The sequence below is a fragment of the Pseudomonas sp. B40(2017) genome (assembly GCF_002112855.1).
Lineage (GTDB): Bacteria > Pseudomonadota > Gammaproteobacteria > Pseudomonadales > Pseudomonadaceae > Aquipseudomonas > Aquipseudomonas pharyngis.
In genome coordinates, this window is the sequence record NZ_NEIT01000004.1 from 490,623 (window position 1) to 510,568 (window position 19,946).

The following is a 19,946-nucleotide window of genomic DNA, read 5'->3' on the forward strand; positions in this document are numbered from 1 at the left end:
ATAAAGAGCCCGGCCTGTTGGTCGGGCTTTTTTTTGTCTGGGATTTGAGCGGGAGCGTTTCGCCATGGATTTGCATCGTCGGTTGGGCTGCTCGTGGTTGCTGGGTCTGGCATTGTTGCCGGGCCTGTCGGTGGCGGCGGGCAAGTGCGAGCGGCTGGTCGTCACCGGCAGCCCGGATGCACCGCCGTACCTCTGGCAGGATCCGCAGAACCCCAAACAACTGATCGGTGCAAGTGCCGATCTGTTGCAACAGGTGGCCAAGGAGTTGGGGATCAAGGTCGATCTTTTGTACGCCGGCAAGCGCTCCCAGGCCCTCGATGAAGTGCGCAGCGGGCGTATGGACATGCTGGCCGACGCACCGCTGACCTTTAATGAGCTGGAAAACCTCGACTACATACACCCGCCGTTACTGGAAAACGATTACCTGGTGTGGACGCGCAAGGGGTCGACCCTGGTCTACAGCGAAGCCAAGGACCTGCACGGGCATACCGGCGGCTTGTCGGAAAAGTCTCGAATGACCCCGGCATTTGGCGCTATCGCCGAGCAGCAATTGACCCTGACCCGTACGGCAAACCTGACCCAGGCGTTTCAGAAACTTCTGCTGGGCGAAGTGGAATATGTACTCGCCGGTCGCTACTCGGGCATGGCGGCCGCGCAGGCCTTGGGCATGGCCAACGATCTGCTGGCCTTCGAACAACCCATCGACCGGCCCGGTCTGTTCCTCGCGGTTTCGCACAACTCGGCCTGCAACGATCCGTGGTTGCGCGGACAGCTGGCCAAAAAGATGACAGAATTGCCCGCGTCCGGCCTGACGGAAGCCGCGCTGCAACGCAACATCGAGCGCTGGAAGGCGCAGCAGCAACAGCCGCCGCAACCACCTGTCAGCGCCCCAAAACAGTAGGGATTCTTAGTGAGTAATCGACTTCTTTTCGCGGCCATGGCCGTTCTGGCCCTGGCCGGTTGCGCCAGCGATCCGGCACCCAACGAACAAATGCGTCTGACCGAGCAGGCCCTTGAGCAAGCCAAAGCCGTGGGCGCCACCGCCGAAGACGTGCCGGAGATGAAACTGGCCGAGGACAAGTTCAACCGGGCCAAAGGCAGCATGGCGGGTGAGTCTTACAAGAATGCGCGGATGCGCTTCGAACAGGCCGAACTCGACGCACGTCTGGCGGAAGCCAAAGTCCTGACCCGCAAGAGCGAAGAGCAAGTGAACGTGCTCAACACCCGTATCGTCCGACTGCGCAAGCAACTGGGGGATGCCCAATGAGCCTGAAGTCCAAAACTCTCGGTGCTCTGATCCTCGCCGGTTGCGCCAGCCTGTACGGCTGCGCCGGTCAGCACAGCGAATCTGCACTGCAGCAGGCCAGCACCGACTTCCAGAAGGTCAAGGAAGATTCCAACGTGCTGCGTATCGCGCCGAAAGACGTGATCCGCGCCGGTGAGTCCCTGGCCCGTGCCGATCGTCTGTCGACGTACTGGGGCAGCGGCTCGGACGTGGTGCATTACGCCTACCTGAGTCAGCGCTACAGCGAAATCGCTCGTGAGCACACCAATCAGGTGCTCAACGAAGAGCGTGTGGCGAAGCTGGAACTTGAACGCCAGCGCCTGCAACTGGCCCTGCGCGAGTCCAAGCTGCTGAGTGTGCAACAGCAGGGTAAATGGCTGGAAGAACAGATCGTTGCACTGGCCACTACCCAAACCGACCGTGGTCTGGTGATGACCCTGGGTGACGTGCTGTTCGACACCGGTGAGGCCGAACTGAAAAACTCTGCCAACCGCGTGGTGCTGAAGATCGTGCAGTTCCTGCAACTCAACCCGAAACGCGTCGTGCGGATCGAGGGCTACACCGACAGCACCGGCGGCAAGCAGGAAAACCTCAAGCTGTCCCGTGACCGTGCGCAGTCGGTAGCTGACGTGCTGACGGACCTGGGCATCGACGAAAAACGCATTCAGGTCGAAGGCTACGGTGATGAATATCCCGTGGACGCCAACGCTTCCGAGCGTGGGCGTGCGCAGAACCGTCGAGTGGAAATCGTGTTCTCCGACGAAAAAGGCCAGCTCGGCGCCGCCCGCTGAGGGTGGCGTTACTGGAAAGCCCGGGCTGTCAGGCAGCGCCGGGCTTTTTTACGTCTGTCGATTACCTCACAAAGCAGTACAGATTTAACCGACACAGCACTGTATGGTTGACTAATATGGCAACTGTCCCAGTACACTTCCAAACTGTTCCGGTATTGTTTCACACAAGAATAAAACGCCCGTGAAATCGAGTGCTGCGTCATGACCAATCTCTTGCTCTACCAACGTATTGCTCAACAGCTGGCCGAAGATATCCGCCGTGGCGTCTATCAACCGGGCGAGCGCGTGCCTTCGGTGCGCAAGATGAGTTCGCAGCTCAACGTCAGCCATGCCACCGTGTTGCAGGCTTACGCCAACCTCGAGGATCAGGGCCTGATCCGTGCGCGGCCGCAGTCCGGCTACTACGTGCACCAGACTCCCGCACTGACGGCGCCCACGCCGGACATTGCCCGGGTCGAACGGCCAGGCCTGGTCACCCGCAGCAGCATCATTCAGCAAGTGCTGGTGGAGTCCCGTCGTGAAGGCGTGTTCCCGCTGGGGGCGGCGGTGCCGAGTGTCGATTATTTGCCGGTGCGGGCCCTGCATCAGCAATTGGCCAAGGTCACCCGCTTTCACAGCCCTCGGGCGTTCAGCTACATGTTCAGCCCCGGTTTCGAGCCGCTGCGCCGGCAGGTGGCGATTCGCATGCGTGATGCAGGCGTGGTCGTTGACCCTTCGGAAGTGGTGATCACCCACGGCTGCGTCGATGCGTTGCAGATGTCGTTGCGAGTGCTGACGCGCCCCGGCGACCTGATCGCCGCTGAATCGCCAACCTATTACGGACTGTTGCAATTGGCGGATCTGCTGGGCCTGAAAGTCATCGAGATCCCCAGCGATCCCGCCACCGGCATGAGCCTCGAAGCCCTGCAACTGGCGGCGAACCAATGGTCGATCAAGGCGCTGGTGCTGACCACGCGCCTGAGTAATCCGCTCGGCGGTACCATGCCCGAAGAGCGCCAGAAACAACTGCTGCGACTGGCCTCGGATTTCGATATCCAGATCGTCGAAGACGACATCTATGGCGAATTGATGTTCGAGCAGGGCCGCACCAAGTCGCTCAAGGCCTACGACCGGCTCGACCGGGTGATCTATTGCTCGAGTTTTTCCAAGACGTTATCGCCCGGGGTGCGCATCGGCTGGATGATCGCCGGCAAGTACCAGCAGGAAATCCAGCGCTTGCAGACTTTCAGCACCCATTCCGCGTGCAGCGTCACCCAAATGGCTATCGCGGCCTACCTGGAAAACGGCGGCTATGACCGGCATTTACGGTACATCCGCCAGGAATACCGGAAAAATCTCAGCGCATTCCAGCTGGCGGTTCAGCAGCACTTTCCCGAAGGCACACAGATGACCCGGCCGACCGGCGGATTCATTCTGTGGGTCAGCCTGCCGGGACGGGTCAACACCCAGGAATTGCACGTGCGGGCGCTGCAACAGGGCATCAGCATTGCGCCGGGGTTGATCTTCAGCAACACCGAACAGTTCAACCACTGCATCCGGTTGAATTGCGGCATCCCGTGGAATCGCGAGGCGGAACGGGCGCTGATGACCCTCGGCATGTTGGCCACCCAGCTCTGTCAGGAGATGGCCGGCGGATTTTGAAACAATGGCGGAGCTTGTCATGTGGCGCCCAACAGGCGAGCATATGGCCCTCTGCCGTTAGCTTCGTTGGGTTCATGAAAGCGAAATTTTCTGCCGCCTGGGTTGTGCTCTGCCTGTTGATGATGGGTCAGATCCCTGGCGCCATGGCGGCGGCTCAGGAAAAGACGCCGGCGACTGCCACCGCGAAAAAACCGGTCACGGCCAAGAAAACCGTTCCAGCGAAAAAAACACCGCAGAATAAGGCTGCTCCCGCCAAGAAGCGCGCCCCGGTAGCCTCCAAGTCGAAATCGGCGAAGGAGGTGGCCAAGACGCCGCTGCCGCCTGCGAAGCTCGATTTGAGCCTGCCGAAAGACATGGTTCAGGAATTGAAGCCTCCCGGTTCCGTGACGCTGCCCAAGCGTGAGCCGATCCTGCCGCAGATGTTCGGCGACAAGAACAGCGGGTTCCAGCTCAACGGCCGTTTGCTCAGCAACGAAATGCAGTTGCAGCTGCGTAACGAAGAGCGCCGCGAAGTCGAGGGCGCGGCGCTGGATTTCGAGTTCAAGCAATAAATCGTCCCCATCGGTGACCCGCAGACCAGACGCTTTGTCGGAGACTGGTCAGTCACTTTCGTTTCTGCGTAAAAACCCCGGTTCAGGCAATTTAAAACAGCCGTTTAAGCGGTTACCCTGTTCCGCGTCCCTTTAACACATTGCCCGCTGCGAGGAACGCGTCGTCATGAAATGCCGTGAAGGCTGTGGCGCCTGCTGCATTGCCCCTTCCATCAGTTCGCCGATTCCAGGCATGCCCGATGGAAAACCTGCCGGTGAACGCTGCGTTCAGTTGTCGGTCGATAACCTGTGCAACATTTTCGGCCGACCGGAACGTCCGGCGGTCTGTTCAGGATTCAAGGCCGATCCCGAAGTCTGCGGCAGCAGCCAGGAAGACGCGATCAGACTGCTCGGCTGGTGGGAGCAGATGACGGCGGCGTGATGTGTCAAACGAACGGAACTTCAACAATAAGGAATAAGACTATGGGTTCGCTGCATCGTATCGCTGTGTTGTGTGGTTTGACGGCCGTGCTGGCCACCTCGGTTGCCCAGGCTGAAGACTGGAAAGTCGCCAAGAACGAGGACGGCATCAAGGTCTCCCTGAGCGAAGTCCCGGGTTCGGACTACAAGTCTTATCAGGGTGTGACCGTGATGAAGACCACCATCGCCAAACTGCGCGCCTTGCAGGAAGACGTGTCCGGGGCCTGCGCATGGATTCACGAGTGCAAGACCCAGAAACTGCTCAAGCACGAAGGCGACCAGAGTTGGACCTACACCCAGTTCAACACGCCATGGCCGGTTACCCCGCGCGACTCCATCCTGCATGTCACCACCGTTGAAGGCGCCGATGGCAGCCTGACCCGTAACCTGGAAGGCGTGCCGAAGTACCTGCCTGAAGAAAAGGGCTTTGTGCGGGTCGCTCAGGTCAAAGGCTTCTGGAAGTTCGTGCCAAAGGGCGATCAGGTTGAAGTGACCTATCAGGTTCACACCGAGCCGGGCGGCAGCGTGCCTTCCATGATCGCCAACAAGTTTGTGGTCGACGCACCGTTCAATACCCTGAAAGCCTTGAAAGAACGCGCCGAGAAGTAAACATCGCGTTCATCTGTAAACGCCCCGAAGAACTCGGGGCGTTTTGTTTTGCAGGTTTATTGTGTTTCCGAATATGCGTTGAACGAAATTTTCACAAAGTCTCCAAGACAATTCGCCCGCGCTGTTTGTACCTGTCCCGCCGCGCTGTGCCTTGAATGAAAGTGTCCGGCAGCGGGTACTAATCAATGGCAATGCCGCCGGTGATCGTGCAACATTTGCGCTCCGCGCAAGCCCCGGGGCCTGGAATGGCCAACAGAGGGCAGGGCGCAGCTGAATTTTTGCAACTTCAACTTCCAATGGGTCCTAAAACGACATGGCAAACCCGGACGCCCTGAGTCAGCAGCGATCTTCCAGTCGCCTGCTGCAACCGACCGTCAAATCGCATCTGGCCTACACGCTTCTGTGCGCGCTGGTCATGATGGTGATGTTTTCCGTGCTGCGCCTCGCGCTGCTGGTCTACAACCGCGAGATGATCCTCGACACCCCGGCCTCGACTTTCCTCGAAGCCTTCGCCAACGGCCTGCGCTTCGATATTCGCCTGGTGGTGTACGTCTGCATTCCGCTGGTGCTGGCGCTGTTCAGTGCCCGGGCCATGGCGGCGCGCGGGTTCTTCCGTCTGTGGCTGACCGTTGCTTCGAGCATCGCGCTGTTCCTCGGCCTGATGGAGATGGACTTCTATCGCGAGTTCCACCAGCGCCTCAACGGCCTGGTGTTCCAGTACGTGAAAGAAGACCCGAAAACCGTGATGAGCATGCTCTGGTACGGTTTCCCGGTGGTGCGTTACCTGTTGGCCTGGGCCGTGGGCACGCTGATCCTGACCCTGGCGTTCAAGGGAGCGGACCGTCTGACCCGTCCGCGTGGCCCGTTCAGCGGCGGTAACGTCGGCACCCGTCAAGTGGCGCCATGGTATGCGCGTCTGGCGGTATTCGTGGTGTGCCTGCTGATCTGCGTGGTCGCCGCTCGCGGCACCCTGCGTCAAGGCCCGCCGCTGCGCTGGGGTGACGTGTACACCACCGATTCGAACTTCGCCAACCAGCTCGGCCTCAACGGCACGCTGTCGCTGATCGCGGCAGCCAAGGATCGGCTGGGCGAGGATCGCGACAACATCTGGAAAGCCACGCTGCCGCAGGATCAGGCGCAGAAAGTGGTGCGCGAGATGCTGGTGATGCCGGACGACAAACTGGTGGATGCCGATATCGCTGCCGTGCGTCGTGAATACACGCCGCCTGCCGACAAGACCCTGCCGATCAAGAACGTCGTCGTGATCCTGATGGAAAGCATGGCCGGTCACTCGGTGGGCGCACTGGGCGCGCCAGGCAACATCACGCCGTACCTCGACAAGCTGTCGAAGGAAGGCCTGCTGTTCGACCGTTTCTTCTCCAACGGCACCCACACCCACCAGGGCATGTTCGCCACCATGGCGTGCTTCCCGAACCTGCCGGGTTTCGAATACCTGATGCAGACCCCGGAAGGCAGCCACAAACTGTCCGGCCTGCCGCAGTTGCTCAGTGCGCGTGACTATGACGATGTCTACGTCTACAACGGTGACTTTGCCTGGGACAACCAGTCCGGTTTCTTCAGCAACCAGGGCATGACCAACTTCGTCGGCCGTAACGACTTCGTGAACCCGGTGTTCTCCGATCCGACCTGGGGCGTGTCCGACCAGGACATGTTCGACCGTGGTCTGGTGGAGCTCAAGGCGCGGGAAAACGGCAAGCCGTTCTACGCGCTGCTGCAGACCCTGTCCAACCACACGCCGTACGCCTTGCCGACGCCATTGCCGGTCGAACGCGTCACCGACCGTGGCCCGCTCAACGAGCACCTGACCGCCATGCGTTACGCAGACTGGGCGCTGGGCCAGTTCTTCGAGAAGGCCCGCAAGGAGCCGTACTTCAAGGAAACCCTGTTCGTCATCGTCGGCGACCACGGTTTCGGCAACGAGCGTCAGATCACCGAAATGGACCTGGGCCGCTTCAACGTGCCGATGCTGATGATCGCACCGGGCATCCAGGAAAAATTCGGTACCCGTGACCACACCGTGGGCACCCAGATCGACATCGTGCCGACCATCATGGGTCGCCTCGGTGGCGAAGTGCGCCATCAGTGCTGGGGCCGCGATCTGCTGAACCTGCCGCAGGGTGATACCGGTTTCGGTGTGATCAAGCCGTCGGGCAGCGAGCAGACCACTGCCATCGTCACCGCTGACCAGATTCTGGTGCTGCCGAAAGAGAAGGAAATGGCGCCGAAGATCTACCAGTACCAACTGGGCGCGAATCCTTCTGCTGAAATCATTCCGGATGCACCGCGCACTGCCGAGCTGAAACTCAAGCTTGAAGCGTTCCTGCAAACGGCCACCAAGAGCCTGATCGACAATACCGCCGGTGTGGTTAACGGCAAGCCGGACTGATCAGTCGGCACAATAAAAAAGAGGCCCTTCACAGGGCCTCTTTTTTTTGTCGGTCAAACAGTCATATCCGACCGAGTAACAACAGCACCAACAGGACTACCAGCACTACGCCGATAATGCCCGAAGGGCCATAACCCCAACTTCTGGAGTGCGGGAAGACCGGCAGACCACCGATCAGCAACAGGATCAGGATGATGATTAGAATTGTGCCCATGTCTATTTCCTTGTTGATAGTGTCTGTGAAGTCTTGGTGTTCAAGGGCAGCTGGAAGTTGAACTAAATCCAGCCGGCTTACAAATTCCGACTGGTGCGCATGAAAGAAAATTCAATGTTTTTTTAAGGTATTTGGCTCGCTCGCTTATTTCGTTTGTTGTCGCGGTTTGCCCTCGCCATTCAGCAATCTGATGGAGCGTGGGTCGCTGCGTATCCTTCGCTACACTCCGCGCATCTTCCCCGGAACAACAAGGCTGTCTGCTATGCAAAATCGCATGATGATCACTGGCGCGGGCTCTGGCCTGGGTCGCGAAATCGCGCTGCGCTGGGCGCGTGAAGGCTGGCAACTGGCCTTGTCCGACGTCAGCGAGCCCGGTTTGCAAGAGACCCTGAAACTGGTCCGCGAGGCCGGCGGCGACGGCTTCATCCAGCGCTGCGACGTGCGCGATTACAGCCAGTTGACGGCGTTCGCCCAGGCCTGCGAAGTGAAACTTGGCGGCATCGACATCATCGTCAACAACGCCGGTGTGGCGTCGGGCGGGTTCTTCAGCGAGTTGTCGCTGGAGGACTGGGACTGGCAGATCGCGATCAACCTGATGGGCGTGGTCAAGGGCTGCAAGGCATTCCTGCCGCTGCTGGAGCAGAGCAAGGGCAAGATCATCAACATCGCCTCGATGGCCGCGCTGATGCAGGGCCCGGCGATGAGCAACTACAACGTGGCCAAGGCCGGAGTGGTGGCCCTGTCGGAAAGCCTGTTGATCGAACTGGCCCAGCAGGAAATCGGTGTGCATGTGGTCTGCCCGTCGTTCTTCCAGACCAACCTGCTGGACTCTTTCCGGGGCCCGACGCCGGCGATGAAAGCCCAGGTCGGCAAGTTGCTGGAAAGTTCGCCCATCACCGCCAGCGATATTGCCGACTACATCTACCAGCAAGTCGCGGCCGGCGAGTTCATGATCCTGCCCCACGAACAAGGGCGCATGGCCTGGGCGCTCAAACAGAAAAACCCGCAATTGCTGTACAACGAAATGACCGCGATGGCCGAGAAGATGCGCGCCAAGGCCAAACAGAACAACGGCTGAACTTGCCCGGGGTTCGTCGCATCGTTAGGGTGGCCGCAACAGTCACCCTGACGAGATGTCTTGCATGCTCAACTATCTGTGGTTTTTTCTCGCCGCGCTGTTCGAAATCGCCGGCTGTTTCGCGTTCTGGATGTGGTTGCGCCAGGGCAAGAGCGCCTTGTGGGTGATCCCGGCACTGTTCAGTCTGACTCTCTTTGCGCTGCTGTTGACGCGCGTCGAAGCGACCTACGCCGGTCGCGCCTACGCAGCTTATGGCGGCATCTACATCATTGCTTCGATTGGCTGGCTGGCGGTGGTTGAGCGCATCCGCCCGTTGGGTTCGGACTGGATCGGTGTGGCACTGTGTGTGATCGGGGCCAGTGTGATCCTGTTCGGGCCGCGGTTTTCCGCGAGCTGAATCTTGCAGGCCTGAAGGAAACGTCTGAAGGCTTGCGCGCCTTGGCGCGTAGGGAATGACTGAATTGCCCGGCATGCATTGTAGGGCGCTCGAAAGCCGCGCATCTTCAAGGCTCGCAAACCTTGAAGGACACCTCCCATGCTTGTACTCAGCCGTGTTGTCGGGGAACTGATTTCCATCGGCGACAACATCACTTTGCGCGTTCTGGCGGTCAACGGCTCCAGCGTGCGGTTCGGCGTCGAAGCGCCGGAGCAGGTCGGCGTGCATCGCGCCGAGGTCTACGAACGGATCCAGCGCAAACAGGCCAGCGGCAAGGGCCGCTGACCGTTTTCAGTCGAACAGGTGCTTGGGCACGTCGTGCTTGAGCATCAACTGGCATTGCTCGCTCTCCGGATCGAAGACAATCAACGCCTGGCCTTTGGTCAGCGCCTGGCGAACCCGCAGTACGCGGGTTTCCAGCGGCGTGTCGTCACCGTTGTCGGTACCGTCACGGGTGACGAAATCCTCGATCAGGCGGGTGAGGGTGTCGACTTCGAGCGCGTCGTAGGGAATCAGCATGGGCACCTCGGCTAAATCAATGTCGGGATGCTACGGCGAATGATCGCCGAGGGCCAGACTCAACTGTCCGAACGCTGCCCCACCAGGCTGTCCACCGACGGCACACGGGTGTCGCTCTCCATCTGCGTCTCGTGCTCGATCTGATGACTGAAGCGATCCAGTGACCCGGTGGCCGGTTGCGCATCGCTGGCGAACACCGGCGGACTCAGAATGTACGCCCCCAGCAAGCGACTGAGCGCCGCGAGGCTGTCGATGTGCGTGCGTTCGTAACCGTGGGTTGCGTCGCAGCCGAAGGCGAGCAGGGCGGTGCGAATGTCGTGACCGGCGGTGACGGCCGAATGGGCGTCGCTGAAGTAATAGCGGAACAGGTCGCGGCGCACTGGCAGTTCGTGCTCGCCTGCCAGACGCAACAGGTGCCGCGACAGGTGATAGTCGTACGGCCCGCCGGAATCCTGCATCGCCACGCTCACCGCATGTTCACTGGAGTGCTGGCCCGGCGCGACCGGGGCGATGTCGATGCCGACGAATTCGCTGACGTCCCACGGCAAGGCTGCCGCCGCGCCGCTGCCGGTTTCCTCGGTGATGGTGAACAGCGGGTGACAGTCGATCATCAGCTCCTGACCGCTGTCGACGATGGCTTTCAGCGCTGCCAGCAGCGCGGCAACACCGGCCTTGTCGTCCAGATGTCGGGCGCTGATATGGCCGCTTTCGGTGAACTCGGGCAAAGGATCGAAGGCCACCACATCGCCAACGCTGATGCCCAGCGAATCACAATCGGCGCGGGTCGCGCAGTAGGCGTCCAGACGCAGCTCGACGTGATCCCAACTGATCGGCATCTCGTCCACGGCAGTGTTGAAGGCATGCCCGGAAGCCATCAATGGCAACACGCTGCCGCGAATCACACCGTTGTCGGTGAACAGGCTGACGCGGCTGCCCTCGGCGAACCGGCTCGACCAGCAGCCCACCGGCGCCAAGGTCAGACGCCCGTTGTCTTTCACCGCGCGCACGGCGGCGCCGATGGTGTCCAGGTGCGCCGAGACCGCACGGTCGGGGCTGTTTTTCTTGCCCTTGAGGGTGGCGCGGATCGTGCCGCGACGGGTCATCTCGAAGGGAATGCCAAGTTCTTCCAGACGCTCGGCGACGTAACGCACGATGGTGTCGGTAAACCCGGTGGGACTGGGAATCGCGAGCATTTCCAGCAGGACTTTCTGCAGGTAGTTCAGATCCGGTTCGGGAATTTGGGTGGTCATGGAAACTCCTGTTGCGGGGCGTCATTCGCGCGTTCAACGCGGGAATGACGCTGAAGAGAGATCAAACGGCCGGCTGACTGTGCGGAAACAACAGATCGACAAACCGCTCGGCCGTCGGTTGCGGCTCATGGTTGGCAAGACCTGCCCGCTCGTTGGCTTCGATGAACACGTACTGTGGTTGATCCGCCGCCGGCACCATCAGGTCGAGTCCGACCATGGGTATTTCCAGGGCGCGGGCCGCACGCACGGCGGCCTCGGCCAAGGTCGGATGCAGAATCGCCGTGACGTCTTCCAGCGTGCCGCCAGTGTGCAGATTCGCCGTGCGCCGCACGAACAGATGCTCACCGGCCGGCAGGATGCTGCTGTAGTCGTAACCGGCTGCGTGCAGGGTGCGCTGGGTTTCGTGATCCAGCGGAATCTTGCTTTCCCCGCTGGTCGCCGCCTGCCGGCGCCGACTCTGGGCTTCGATCAGGGCGCCGATGGAATGATGGCCGTCGCCGACCACTTCCGCCGGCCGGCGGATCGCCGCAGCAACCACCTCGAAACCGATCACCAGAATCCGCAGGTCGAAGCCTTCATGGAAGCTTTCGAGCAATACGCGAGTGTCGAACTGTCTGGCCGCTTCGATGGCCTGCTGCACTTCCTCGATGGTCTGCAGATCCACCGCCACGCCTTGGCCCTGTTCGCCATCCAGCGGTTTGACCACCACTCGCTGGTGTTCATCGAGGAACGCCAGATTGTCGTCCGCGTTTCCTGCTAGCTGCTGCGACGGCACATTCAACCCGGCGGCTTTCAACACTTTGTGGGTCAGGCTCTTGTCCTGGCACAGGTTCATGCTGATGGCGCTGGTCAGGTCGCTCAGTGATTCGCGGCAACGCACCCGGCGCCCGCCGTGACTGAGGGTGAACAGCCCGGCATCGGCGTCATCCACTTGCACGTCGATACCGCGTCGATGGGCTTCCTCGACGATGATCCGCGCGTAAGGGTTGAACTGCGCCTCCGGGCCGGGGCCAAGAAACAGCGGCTGATTGATGCCGTTCTTGCGCTTGATGGCGAACGTCGGCAGGTTGCGAAAACCGAGTTTGGCGTAGAGGTTTTTCGCCTGGCGGTTATCGTGCAGCACCGACAGATCGAGATAGCTCAAACCCCGGCTCATAAAGTGTTCGATCAGATGACGCACCAGCACTTCGCCGACCCCGGGGCGCGAACACTGCGGATCGACCGCCAGGCACCACAGGCTGCTGCCGTTTTCCGGGTCGTTGTAAGCCTTCTGGTGATTGAGGCCCATGACGCTGCCGATCACCGCGCCGCTGTCGTCGTCTTCCGCCAGCCAGTACACCGGGCCGCCCTGATGGTGCGGGGTGAGCAGGGTGGCGTCGATCGGCAGCATGCCGCGCGCCTGATACAGCTGATTGATCCCCTGCCAGTCCGCGTCACTTTGCGCACGACGGATGCGGAAGCCGCGAAACACGCGGGTGGCCTGACGATAATCGCTGAACCACAAGCGCAGGGTATCGGACGGGTCGAGAAACAATTGAGTCGGTTCCAGCCCGAGAATCTGCTGCGGCGCGGCAACGTACAAAGCAATGTCGCGCTCGCCCGTCTGCTCGTTGAGCAGTTCCCGGGCAAGGCTTGCAGGATCGGGGAAGGTGTGACCGATGAGCAATCGGCCCCAGCCGCAATGCACCGCGATCGGTTCGGCGGCAGGCTCGCTGCCATCTTCGGCCAGGCGCGCCTGCAAGCGTTCGTAGGACGGCGTCTGACCGCGCAGCAGGCGTTGGCTGTAAGCCGTGGCGTGAGGTTTCATCGATCAGATTCCTTGTTCGCTGAGCCACAGGTTCAGGGCTGCCAGTTGCCACAGTTTGGAACCGCGCAGAGGCGTGAGTTGACCTTGTGGATCAGTGAGTAGCTTGTCGAGCATCACCGGGTTGAACAGGCCGCGATCCTGACTCGGATCGAGCAGCAGTTCGCGCACCCAGTTCAGAGTGTCGCCCTGCAAATGCTTGAGGCCCGGCACCGGGAAGTAACCTTTCTTGCGGTCAATCACTTCACTCGGAATCACCCGTCGCGCGGCTTCCTTCAGCACCTGCTTACCGCCGTCCGGCAGTTTGAACTGGCCCGGAATGCGAGCCGACAATTCCACCAGTCGATAGTCGAGAAACGGCGTGCGCGCCTCCAGGCCCCAGGCCATGGTCATGTTGTCGACGCGTTTGACCGGGTCGTCCACCAGCATCACCGTGCTGTCCAGGCGCAGGGCCTTGTCGACCGCCGCATCGGCGCCGGGCTGTGCGAAATGTTCCTTCACGAAGTCGCCGGCAGCGTCATTGGCCGTTAGCCATTTCGGCTGCACCGTGGCGGCGTAGTCGTCGTAGCTGCGGTCGAAAAACGCTTCGCGATAAGCCGCATACGGATCGGCCGCGCCGTCGACTTGCGGATACCAGTGATAACCGGCGAACAACTCGTCGGCTCCCTGGCCGCTTTGCACAACCTTGCAGTGCTTGGCCACTTCGCGGGACAGCAGATAGAAGGCGATGCAATCGTGGCTGACCATCGGCTCGCTCATGGCGCGGAACGCGGCGGGCAATTGCTCGATGATCTCTTTTTCGTCGATGCGCAGTTGATGGTGCTGGGTGCCGTAGTGCTTGGCGATCAGGTCTGAGTACTGAAACTCGTCACCGCGCTCGCCCCCGGCATCCTGAAAACCGATGGAAAAGGTCGACAGGTTCTCCACGCCGACTTCGCGCAACAGGCCCACCAGCATGCTCGAATCGACACCTCCGGAAAGCAGCACGCCGACATCCACCGCTGCCCGTTGGCGGATCGCCACGGCTTCGCGGGTGCTGTCGAGCACGCGGTCACGCCAGTCTTCCAGGGTCAGGTTTTTTTCGTCGTCGTGTGGTCCGTAGGGCAGGGTCCACCAGGTTTTCTGCTCGGTGGTGCCGTCTGCTTCAATGCGCATCCAGCACGCTGGCGGCAGCTTTTCGATACCGGCCAGCAAGGTGCGCGGCGCAGGTACCACGGCGTGGAAATTCAGGTAATGGTTGAGCGCCACCGGATCGAGGATCGGGTTGATGTCACCGCCCTTGAGCAAGGCCGGCAGGGCCGAGGCAAATCGCAGGCGCTGGCCGGTGCGCGACAGGTACAGCGGCTTGACGCCAAGACGGTCGCGGGCAATGAACAGACGCTGGGCATCGCGCTCCCAGATGGCGAAGGCAAACATGCCGTTGAGTTTCGGCAGCAGCGCTTCACCCCAGGCGTGATAACCCTTGAGCAGCACTTCGGTGTCGCCGCCGGAATAGAACGCGTACCCGAGCGCTTCGAGTTCGGCACGCAATTCAGGGAAGTTGTAGATCGCGCCGTTGAAGGCCAGGGACAGGCCCAATTGGCTGTCGATCATCGGCTGCGCCGAGCCGTCCGACAGGTCCATGATTTTCAGGCGTCGATGGCCCAGGGCAATCGGTCCCTGGGCATGGAAGCCCCACGCGTCGGGGCCGCGAGGCGCCAGGTGATGGGTGATTCGCTCGATGGCTGCAAGGTCTGCAGGTTGTTGATCAAAACGTAACTCGCCAGCTAATCCGCACATAAGGTCCTTACCGGTTTTTCCGTTGGGGAAGGTGTCACTGCACCGCGCCGAAATGGCCGGTACTCAGAAACTGACCCGGCTGGGATGTGGGAGTTTTAGAACGATCGGTTATAAGCGGTTCGGCCTGACCGATGGGCCATTAGCTTTCCGCTTGGGGTTATGGGTAGTAGATAAATAGTGAAAACATGCGGATGTCTGCTTGTTTGCCGGCCTGATCACGTAGTTTTTCGTGTTTTTTTACGCAGGCAGGATCGTTAAGGTAACGGTTCCAAAGTGCGATAAAGGAATATTGCCCATGTCGAATACGCAGTCGGATACTGCGACACCGCTGACCCAGGAACAGATACTGGTTTTTTTGCTGGAAGCCACCGGCGATCTGGATACTGCCCAGGCCTTGCAGAAAATCCTGCCCCCCAGCCTTCTGAAAGGTTCCAGCTCTGCACTCGCCGCGCTGGACCAGACCGCGCGTGAGTTACACGCCGCTCAGGCGAAGGTCGAAGCCGATCTTGGCCGCTTGCAACCTTTGAACAGCTTTTGCGCCGCGCTGTTGACCAGCGCCCTGAAAGCTCGCTGGCCAGTGCAGTTCGATGTCGAAAAAGACTATCTGGAGCTGCCTGGGGAGTACTGTGGTTGCGAGCCCGTCACCCCGCCCGGCGGAGGATCGCCGGTCACGCCGCCGGCAACGCCGACGCTTCTGGAAGCGGCGATGCAGAACTTCACGGAGCGGGAGGCACAGGACGATTTTTTCCCCGCAGGCAGTGTCGTGCGCATCTCTGGCCATCCTGCAGGGATTGCGGGCCTGACACCCACCGCGTTCGCCGGACTCTGTCGCGAGCTCGATCTGGGGCAGAAATACCAACAGCATTTTCAAGAGGTATTCGGTATCACCCAGGTTGATGGCAAACCGGTTGCCACCGGTTCCATGATCCGCAACATCATCGACCTGAAAAAACAGTTGATGCGACTGGATCTGCATCTGGCACTGTTGAATGCACACATCAGCCAGGGCGCATACGACAGCCTGGAGCGCCTGCTCGAGGCCGGTGGTATCGCTGATGCCAAAAGCCTGAATTACCAGGGCCGGCCGCTGCTCATGCAAGGCATCGAACTGTTCGATTGTTGCATCTGGGGCATCGTGGTGTTTTCCGAGCGCTCGGTCGAGTCGGAGCCGGATCAATGGTGCCTGGTTTACATGCCCGGCTCGCCCTCTCAACCGTTGTACGAGTATGCGAGTTTCTCGGCGTTTCTCGTGTACCTGGAATACCAATTGGGGGTGGCCAGTTACAGGAGCTACTTCACTCATTGCATCGGCGAGGTGGACAAGGCGGATTTCTTCAAAAACTTCGCGGACGCTCGCAGCCTGGGTCGTGCCAAATATTTGCCGATAACCGTGTCGTTGCTCGACTTCATGCACCAGAGCCATATCGGCAAACTGCAGATCGATGCCCGCGCGCTCGCCGTACCGACTGCCGATGTGGATGAAGAGGCGCGCAAGAAGCGCCTGCTCGAGTATCTGGAAATCGGTCTGACGGTCGCCAATGTGGCCGGGATTTTCGTGCCGGTCGTAGGGCAACTGATGATGGGGGTTGCCGTGGGGCAAATGCTTGCGGAAGTTTATGAGGGCGTTGAGGACTGGTCGCGGGGAGATCGTGAGGAGGCGTTTTCGCACCTGCTCAGCGTTGCTGAAAACATTGTGCTGATGGTCAGCGTGGGGGCCGGTATCAAGGGCCTGAAAACACTGGCAATCAAGACGGTGCGCAAGCATCCGGATTTCTTCCAGCCGTTCACGGCCATATTGGACCGTGACGGTCAGCCTCGATTGTGGAAACCGCAGCTACTCGGTTATGAACAGCCGCTTCCGACAGGTGCCGAACCCGATACTGCAGGCTTGTTCCGGGCGAACGGCAAGCAGTTTGCCCATTTCGACAATCGGGCTTACGAGGTAGCGCTGGAGCCTGCATCCAATACCTGGGAAGTCCAACACCCTGTGCGTGCACAGGCTTATCAGCCGGTATTGAAGCGCAATGATCGCGGAGGCTGGCGTCATGACTTCGAACAGACCGAGCGATGGAGCGGAGCGTACACGCTCAAACGCACTGATCCTAGTCTTGAGGGCTGGGAAGACAGTCGTCTGGAGATGGCCCGTCGGTTGACCGACACCCGGATCGATGAGCTGCATCGCCTGAGCGACGACAACCGGCCGCTGCCTTCCCGCTTGCTGGACATGATCGAACGTTTTGGAATCGAGCGCAGAGTGCGCGAATACATTGCCGCCATGGAGCGTGGCGAGGCGAGTGATCCGCGTTACGTCAACGAACAGCTGCATGCTTTACCCCGGCTTGCGAACTGGCCGGCCGATCGCTACATCAAAGTCGTGGATGAACAAGGGCGGATCACCGCGACCTACCCGCCCGGATCGATCGACGACGATACCGTGAGCGTCATTGTGAAGCATGCGCAACTGGAGAAGGGCGAGTTGCTGCAAGCGGTCGTCGATGTTCTGCGTCCCAAAGAAGTGGAGGTCTTGGTGGGGGCTGACGTAGCCCCGGCCGATGCGAGTCAGCAGTTGGCGAAAGTGATCGGGGCGGCGATCAAGGCCGATCGAAGGTCGACTTTCGACCATCTCTACAGCCGATACGATCAAGACGTTGCCGGAGAATTGCTCAAGTTGCGCAGGGCCTTTCCCGATTTGCCGGTGCGCTCCGCCCGGGAGCTGCTCAAACGGACGCCGAGCATTGAACGGATGCGCCTGCGCAGCACCGGGCGGGTGCCCATGGGGTTGGCACAACGGGCGCGTCAGGCTTTGAGCGATGGGCGAGTGGATCGGGCATTGGCAGGTTTTTACCTGACCGACATCGCCAATGCCGATACAAGGAAACTGGCGATCCGGTTGCTACCCCGTCTCGCAGGCTGGGATCCCGAGTTCTATCTTGAACTGCGGGCGAAATCCTTGAGCGGTCAGCTCCTGGAAACGCTGGGCGAAAAACCGCTGGTTACGTCGAGTTCATGCACGCTGGTCAGACTCGACAATGGTTACGAGGTGTTTGGCAGCGACAGGAAATCACTCGGCAGGATCGCGGCCGGGCCGGAAGATCTCTATCAGGCGATTCTCAAAGGTCTTTCAGCGCAGCAGCGCAAGGCCATCGGATTTGTGCAACCGACGCCGGAAAATGGCGGGCGCCTGCGCGGCAAACTGTTGGAGAGTGCTCTGGATGAACGTGAGGCATGCGCCCGGGTGTTGGCAGGCGGTCAGTGGCAAGCGGCGACCGCCGAGCCCGTGTGCACGCCTGCCGACTCTCCCGCCGGGTCGAACATTCATTCGCGTCGTTTATTGCGGCAGGTGAAAAAGCTCTATCCCTTGTTTTCTGACGTTCAAGCCAATGAGTTCCTTGACCAGCTGGGCAGCGACCATCTGACCAGGGCGGTCAGGGTCCGACAGTTGCGAAAGGATCTGGGCCGACTGCGGGATGTGATGGACACCTGGGTCCGAGATGAAGCAGCCATGAAGGTCCTGGGCGGTGATCTGAACGAAATTCGCGAATGCCGGCAAATCGTTGCGTTCGAAATCGAAGACTGTTTTCGCCGTTTGATCTCCCTGCCCGATGACGCCGGGCGTCTCGTCTATGGTTTGAAGCTCGATGGCATGCGCTTCGGCAAGTTTCCGACCTTGCCGGTCGGTTTGACGTTTGATCATGTCAGGCAATTGTCTCTGCAAGACATGTTGCTGGACGACGATGCCGCTTATTTCCTCAAAGCATTCACGAACGTCGAGTCCCTTGAACTGGATCGCAATCAGATCACCCGGTTGCCCGAGATCATTTCGCATATGCCGAACCTCAGGCGGCTGAGCCTGGCCGGCAATCGGCTTCAACTCACCGAGCACGCCCTGGTGAAGCTGGCCGGGTTGCGCACCTTGCAAAGTCTGAATCTGAGCGGGAACCCCCTCGGCGCCACGGTGGATGTCCGCAACCTGTTCGATCTGACTTACCTCTCCTTGCGCAATACCCGCGCCACGGAGCTGCCAAAAGGCCTGCAGTTTCTACCCAATCTGGATCGGGTGGATCTGCGGGATAACGAAATCCGTGATCTGCCTGCCTGGCTTTTTGAAACGTCCAGGCGCTTCAGTGAAGCGATCAATTTGCGGCGTAACCCGATTTCCGATGTCAGCAGAACTTACCTTGAAAACTACCGCACGACGGTCGGCGTCGGCATGGGTTACCTGGATAACGATATCGCGCGACTGGACGAAATCCAGGCACGTTCGATCTGGCTGACCGAGACGGGAGGAAGCGAGGGCTCCCGGCATCTGCAGATGTGGAACGCACTCAAGGATGACCCAAGGGCCGAAGGCCTGTTCGCGCTGCTCGCGGAGTTGGGCAATTCCGCCGAGTCAGCCAATGTGCGCGAGGATATGCACCGGCGGGTCTGGACGGTTCTGGATGCTACGCAGGCCGATGCCGAATTGCGGGAGCAGATTTTCGATCTGGCGGCCAACCCGATCAATTGCACGGACAACGCGGCGTTGAACTTCAGCCACCTGGAAGTTGCAGTGCACGTCCACCATGTGACCCGTGGTCCCAGGGGGCAACGCCCTTCGACGAAGGCGCTGATGAGGCTGGCGAGAGGACTGTTTCGGCTGGAGCAGATTGACCGGATCGCCGCGGAGCACGCGCAGGTCCATGCGGCACCTGACCCGCTGGAAGTGACCCTTGCCTACCGCTCCGGTCTGGCGCAGGCACTCGAATTGCCCGGGCAACCTTCGCACATGCATTACGCCTCACTCGCGGAGGTGACAGGGGCGGATCTGGTGGAGGCTATCAATCGAATCCAGACTGCTGAATTGTCTCCCGAGTGGCTGGCGTTTCTGGTTCGCCAGCCTTGGTGGAACGAATACATGAAAAGCAGTTTTGCCCAACAGTTCGACGATGCGCGCGCGCCTCACCAGGAAGAAGCCCTGGCGTTGTTCGAGAAAGCCGAAGAACTCAGCTCGGCCGACTATCTCAACGAAATGAACCTGTGTGCCGCCCGGCAGGAACAGACGGAAAGCGCCTTGCTCGAGCGGTTGACCGAGCAAGTGCTACGACTGGTCGAGGGCAATATTTGCCTGTTGCCCGGTGGTTGAA

General features: G+C 60.2%; 17 protein-coding genes. 12 read left to right on the top strand and 5 right to left on the bottom strand.

What is annotated here, in order from left to right:
• Nucleotides 1-64: 64 nt before the first annotated feature.
• The 8 genes from CAF76_RS13045 (at nucleotide 65) to CAF76_RS13080 (ending at nucleotide 7,743) form a co-directional block, all read left to right on the top strand.
• A complete protein-coding gene (locus tag CAF76_RS13045; protein ID WP_064598494.1) occupies nucleotides 65-901 on the top strand; it encodes an ABC transporter substrate-binding protein in 837 nt (278 codons plus the stop codon).
• Between the two features lie 9 nt (nucleotides 902-910).
• Nucleotides 911-1,267: a DUF4398 domain-containing protein gene (locus tag CAF76_RS13050; protein ID WP_172829501.1), complete on the top strand. Its 357-nt coding sequence runs from the start codon at nucleotides 911-913 to the stop codon at nucleotides 1,265-1,267.
• Nucleotides 1,264-2,076, top strand: coding sequence for an OmpA family protein (locus tag CAF76_RS13055; RefSeq protein WP_085647479.1), 813 nt, complete (start codon nucleotides 1,264-1,266; stop codon nucleotides 2,074-2,076). Before CAF76_RS13050 ends, CAF76_RS13055 begins: the two co-directional genes overlap by 4 nt.
• Before the next feature lie 201 nt (nucleotides 2,077-2,277).
• Nucleotides 2,278-3,717: a PLP-dependent aminotransferase family protein gene (locus tag CAF76_RS13060; RefSeq protein WP_039770612.1), complete on the top strand. Its 1,440-nt coding sequence runs from the start codon at nucleotides 2,278-2,280 to the stop codon at nucleotides 3,715-3,717.
• A gap of 74 nt (nucleotides 3,718-3,791) precedes the next feature.
• Nucleotides 3,792-4,268 carry a translation initiation factor 2 gene (locus CAF76_RS13065; protein ID WP_085647481.1) on the top strand — a complete coding sequence of 159 codons (477 nt, stop codon included), beginning with the start codon at nucleotides 3,792-3,794 and terminating at the stop codon, nucleotides 4,266-4,268.
• A 166-nt stretch (nucleotides 4,269-4,434) separates the two neighbouring features.
• Nucleotides 4,435-4,689 carry a YkgJ family cysteine cluster protein gene (locus CAF76_RS13070; RefSeq protein WP_007950870.1) on the top strand — a complete coding sequence of 85 codons (255 nt, stop codon included), beginning with the start codon at nucleotides 4,435-4,437 and terminating at the stop codon, nucleotides 4,687-4,689.
• Between the two features lie 41 nt (nucleotides 4,690-4,730).
• Nucleotides 4,731-5,336 carry an START domain-containing protein gene (locus tag CAF76_RS13075; RefSeq protein ID WP_064598485.1) on the top strand — a complete coding sequence of 202 codons (606 nt, stop codon included), beginning with the start codon at nucleotides 4,731-4,733 and terminating at the stop codon, nucleotides 5,334-5,336.
• A gap of 313 nt (nucleotides 5,337-5,649) precedes the next feature.
• On the top strand, nucleotides 5,650-7,743 hold the full coding sequence (locus CAF76_RS13080; RefSeq protein ID WP_085647483.1) for an LTA synthase family protein: 2,094 nt from the start codon (nucleotides 5,650-5,652) through the stop codon (nucleotides 7,741-7,743).
• 61 nt (nucleotides 7,744-7,804) lie between these two features.
• Here CAF76_RS13080 and CAF76_RS13085 read toward each other — a convergent pair whose 3' ends face one another.
• The gene (locus CAF76_RS13085; protein ID WP_169432680.1) at nucleotides 7,805-7,963 is read right to left on the bottom strand and encodes a DUF3309 family protein; all 159 of its coding nucleotides are present in this window, start codon (nucleotides 7,961-7,963) and stop codon (nucleotides 7,805-7,807) included.
• Between the two features lie 256 nt (nucleotides 7,964-8,219).
• Here CAF76_RS13085 and CAF76_RS13090 point away from each other — a divergent pair, with 256 nt between their 5' ends.
• From CAF76_RS13090 to csrA, 3 genes are all read left to right on the top strand, one after another.
• Nucleotides 8,220-9,035, top strand: a complete 816-nt coding sequence (locus CAF76_RS13090; RefSeq protein ID WP_064598482.1) for an SDR family oxidoreductase — start codon at nucleotides 8,220-8,222, stop codon at nucleotides 9,033-9,035.
• Between the two features lie 64 nt (nucleotides 9,036-9,099).
• A complete protein-coding gene (locus CAF76_RS13095) occupies nucleotides 9,100-9,432 on the top strand; it encodes a YnfA family protein (protein ID WP_085647485.1) in 333 nt (110 codons plus the stop codon).
• A 138-nt stretch (nucleotides 9,433-9,570) separates the two neighbouring features.
• Entirely contained in the window at nucleotides 9,571-9,756 is a 186-nt protein-coding gene (csrA, locus tag CAF76_RS13100; RefSeq protein WP_007950875.1) for a carbon storage regulator CsrA, read from the top strand.
• 6 nt (nucleotides 9,757-9,762) lie between these two features.
• On the opposite strand, the gene CAF76_RS13105 is transcribed toward csrA, so the two are convergent.
• The 4 genes from CAF76_RS13105 to CAF76_RS13120 all read right to left on the bottom strand — a co-directional run bounded on the left by CAF76_RS13105 (nucleotide 9,763) and on the right by CAF76_RS13120 (nucleotide 14,823).
• Nucleotides 9,763-9,990, bottom strand: coding sequence for a YheU family protein (locus tag CAF76_RS13105; protein WP_003192759.1), 228 nt, complete (start codon nucleotides 9,988-9,990; stop codon nucleotides 9,763-9,765).
• A 59-nt stretch (nucleotides 9,991-10,049) separates the two neighbouring features.
• Nucleotides 10,050-11,240 (bottom strand): osmoprotectant NAGGN system M42 family peptidase, encoded by a 1,191-nt coding sequence (locus tag CAF76_RS13110; RefSeq protein ID WP_007950879.1) that lies wholly within the window; start codon nucleotides 11,238-11,240, stop codon nucleotides 10,050-10,052.
• A 61-nt stretch (nucleotides 11,241-11,301) separates the two neighbouring features.
• On the bottom strand, nucleotides 11,302-13,047 hold the full coding sequence (gene ngg, locus CAF76_RS13115; protein ID WP_064598480.1) for an N-acetylglutaminylglutamine synthetase: 1,746 nt from the start codon (nucleotides 13,045-13,047) through the stop codon (nucleotides 11,302-11,304).
• A 3-nt stretch (nucleotides 13,048-13,050) separates the two neighbouring features.
• Nucleotides 13,051-14,823 carry an N-acetylglutaminylglutamine amidotransferase gene (locus CAF76_RS13120; protein ID WP_085647487.1) on the bottom strand — a complete coding sequence of 591 codons (1,773 nt, stop codon included), beginning with the start codon at nucleotides 14,821-14,823 and terminating at the stop codon, nucleotides 13,051-13,053.
• 295 nt (nucleotides 14,824-15,118) lie between these two features.
• On the opposite strand from CAF76_RS13120, the gene CAF76_RS13125 reads away from it, so the two are divergent.
• The gene (locus tag CAF76_RS13125; protein WP_085647489.1) at nucleotides 15,119-19,945 is read left to right on the top strand and encodes an NEL-type E3 ubiquitin ligase domain-containing protein; all 4,827 of its coding nucleotides are present in this window, start codon (nucleotides 15,119-15,121) and stop codon (nucleotides 19,943-19,945) included.
• Nucleotide 19,946 lies beyond the last annotated feature (1 nt).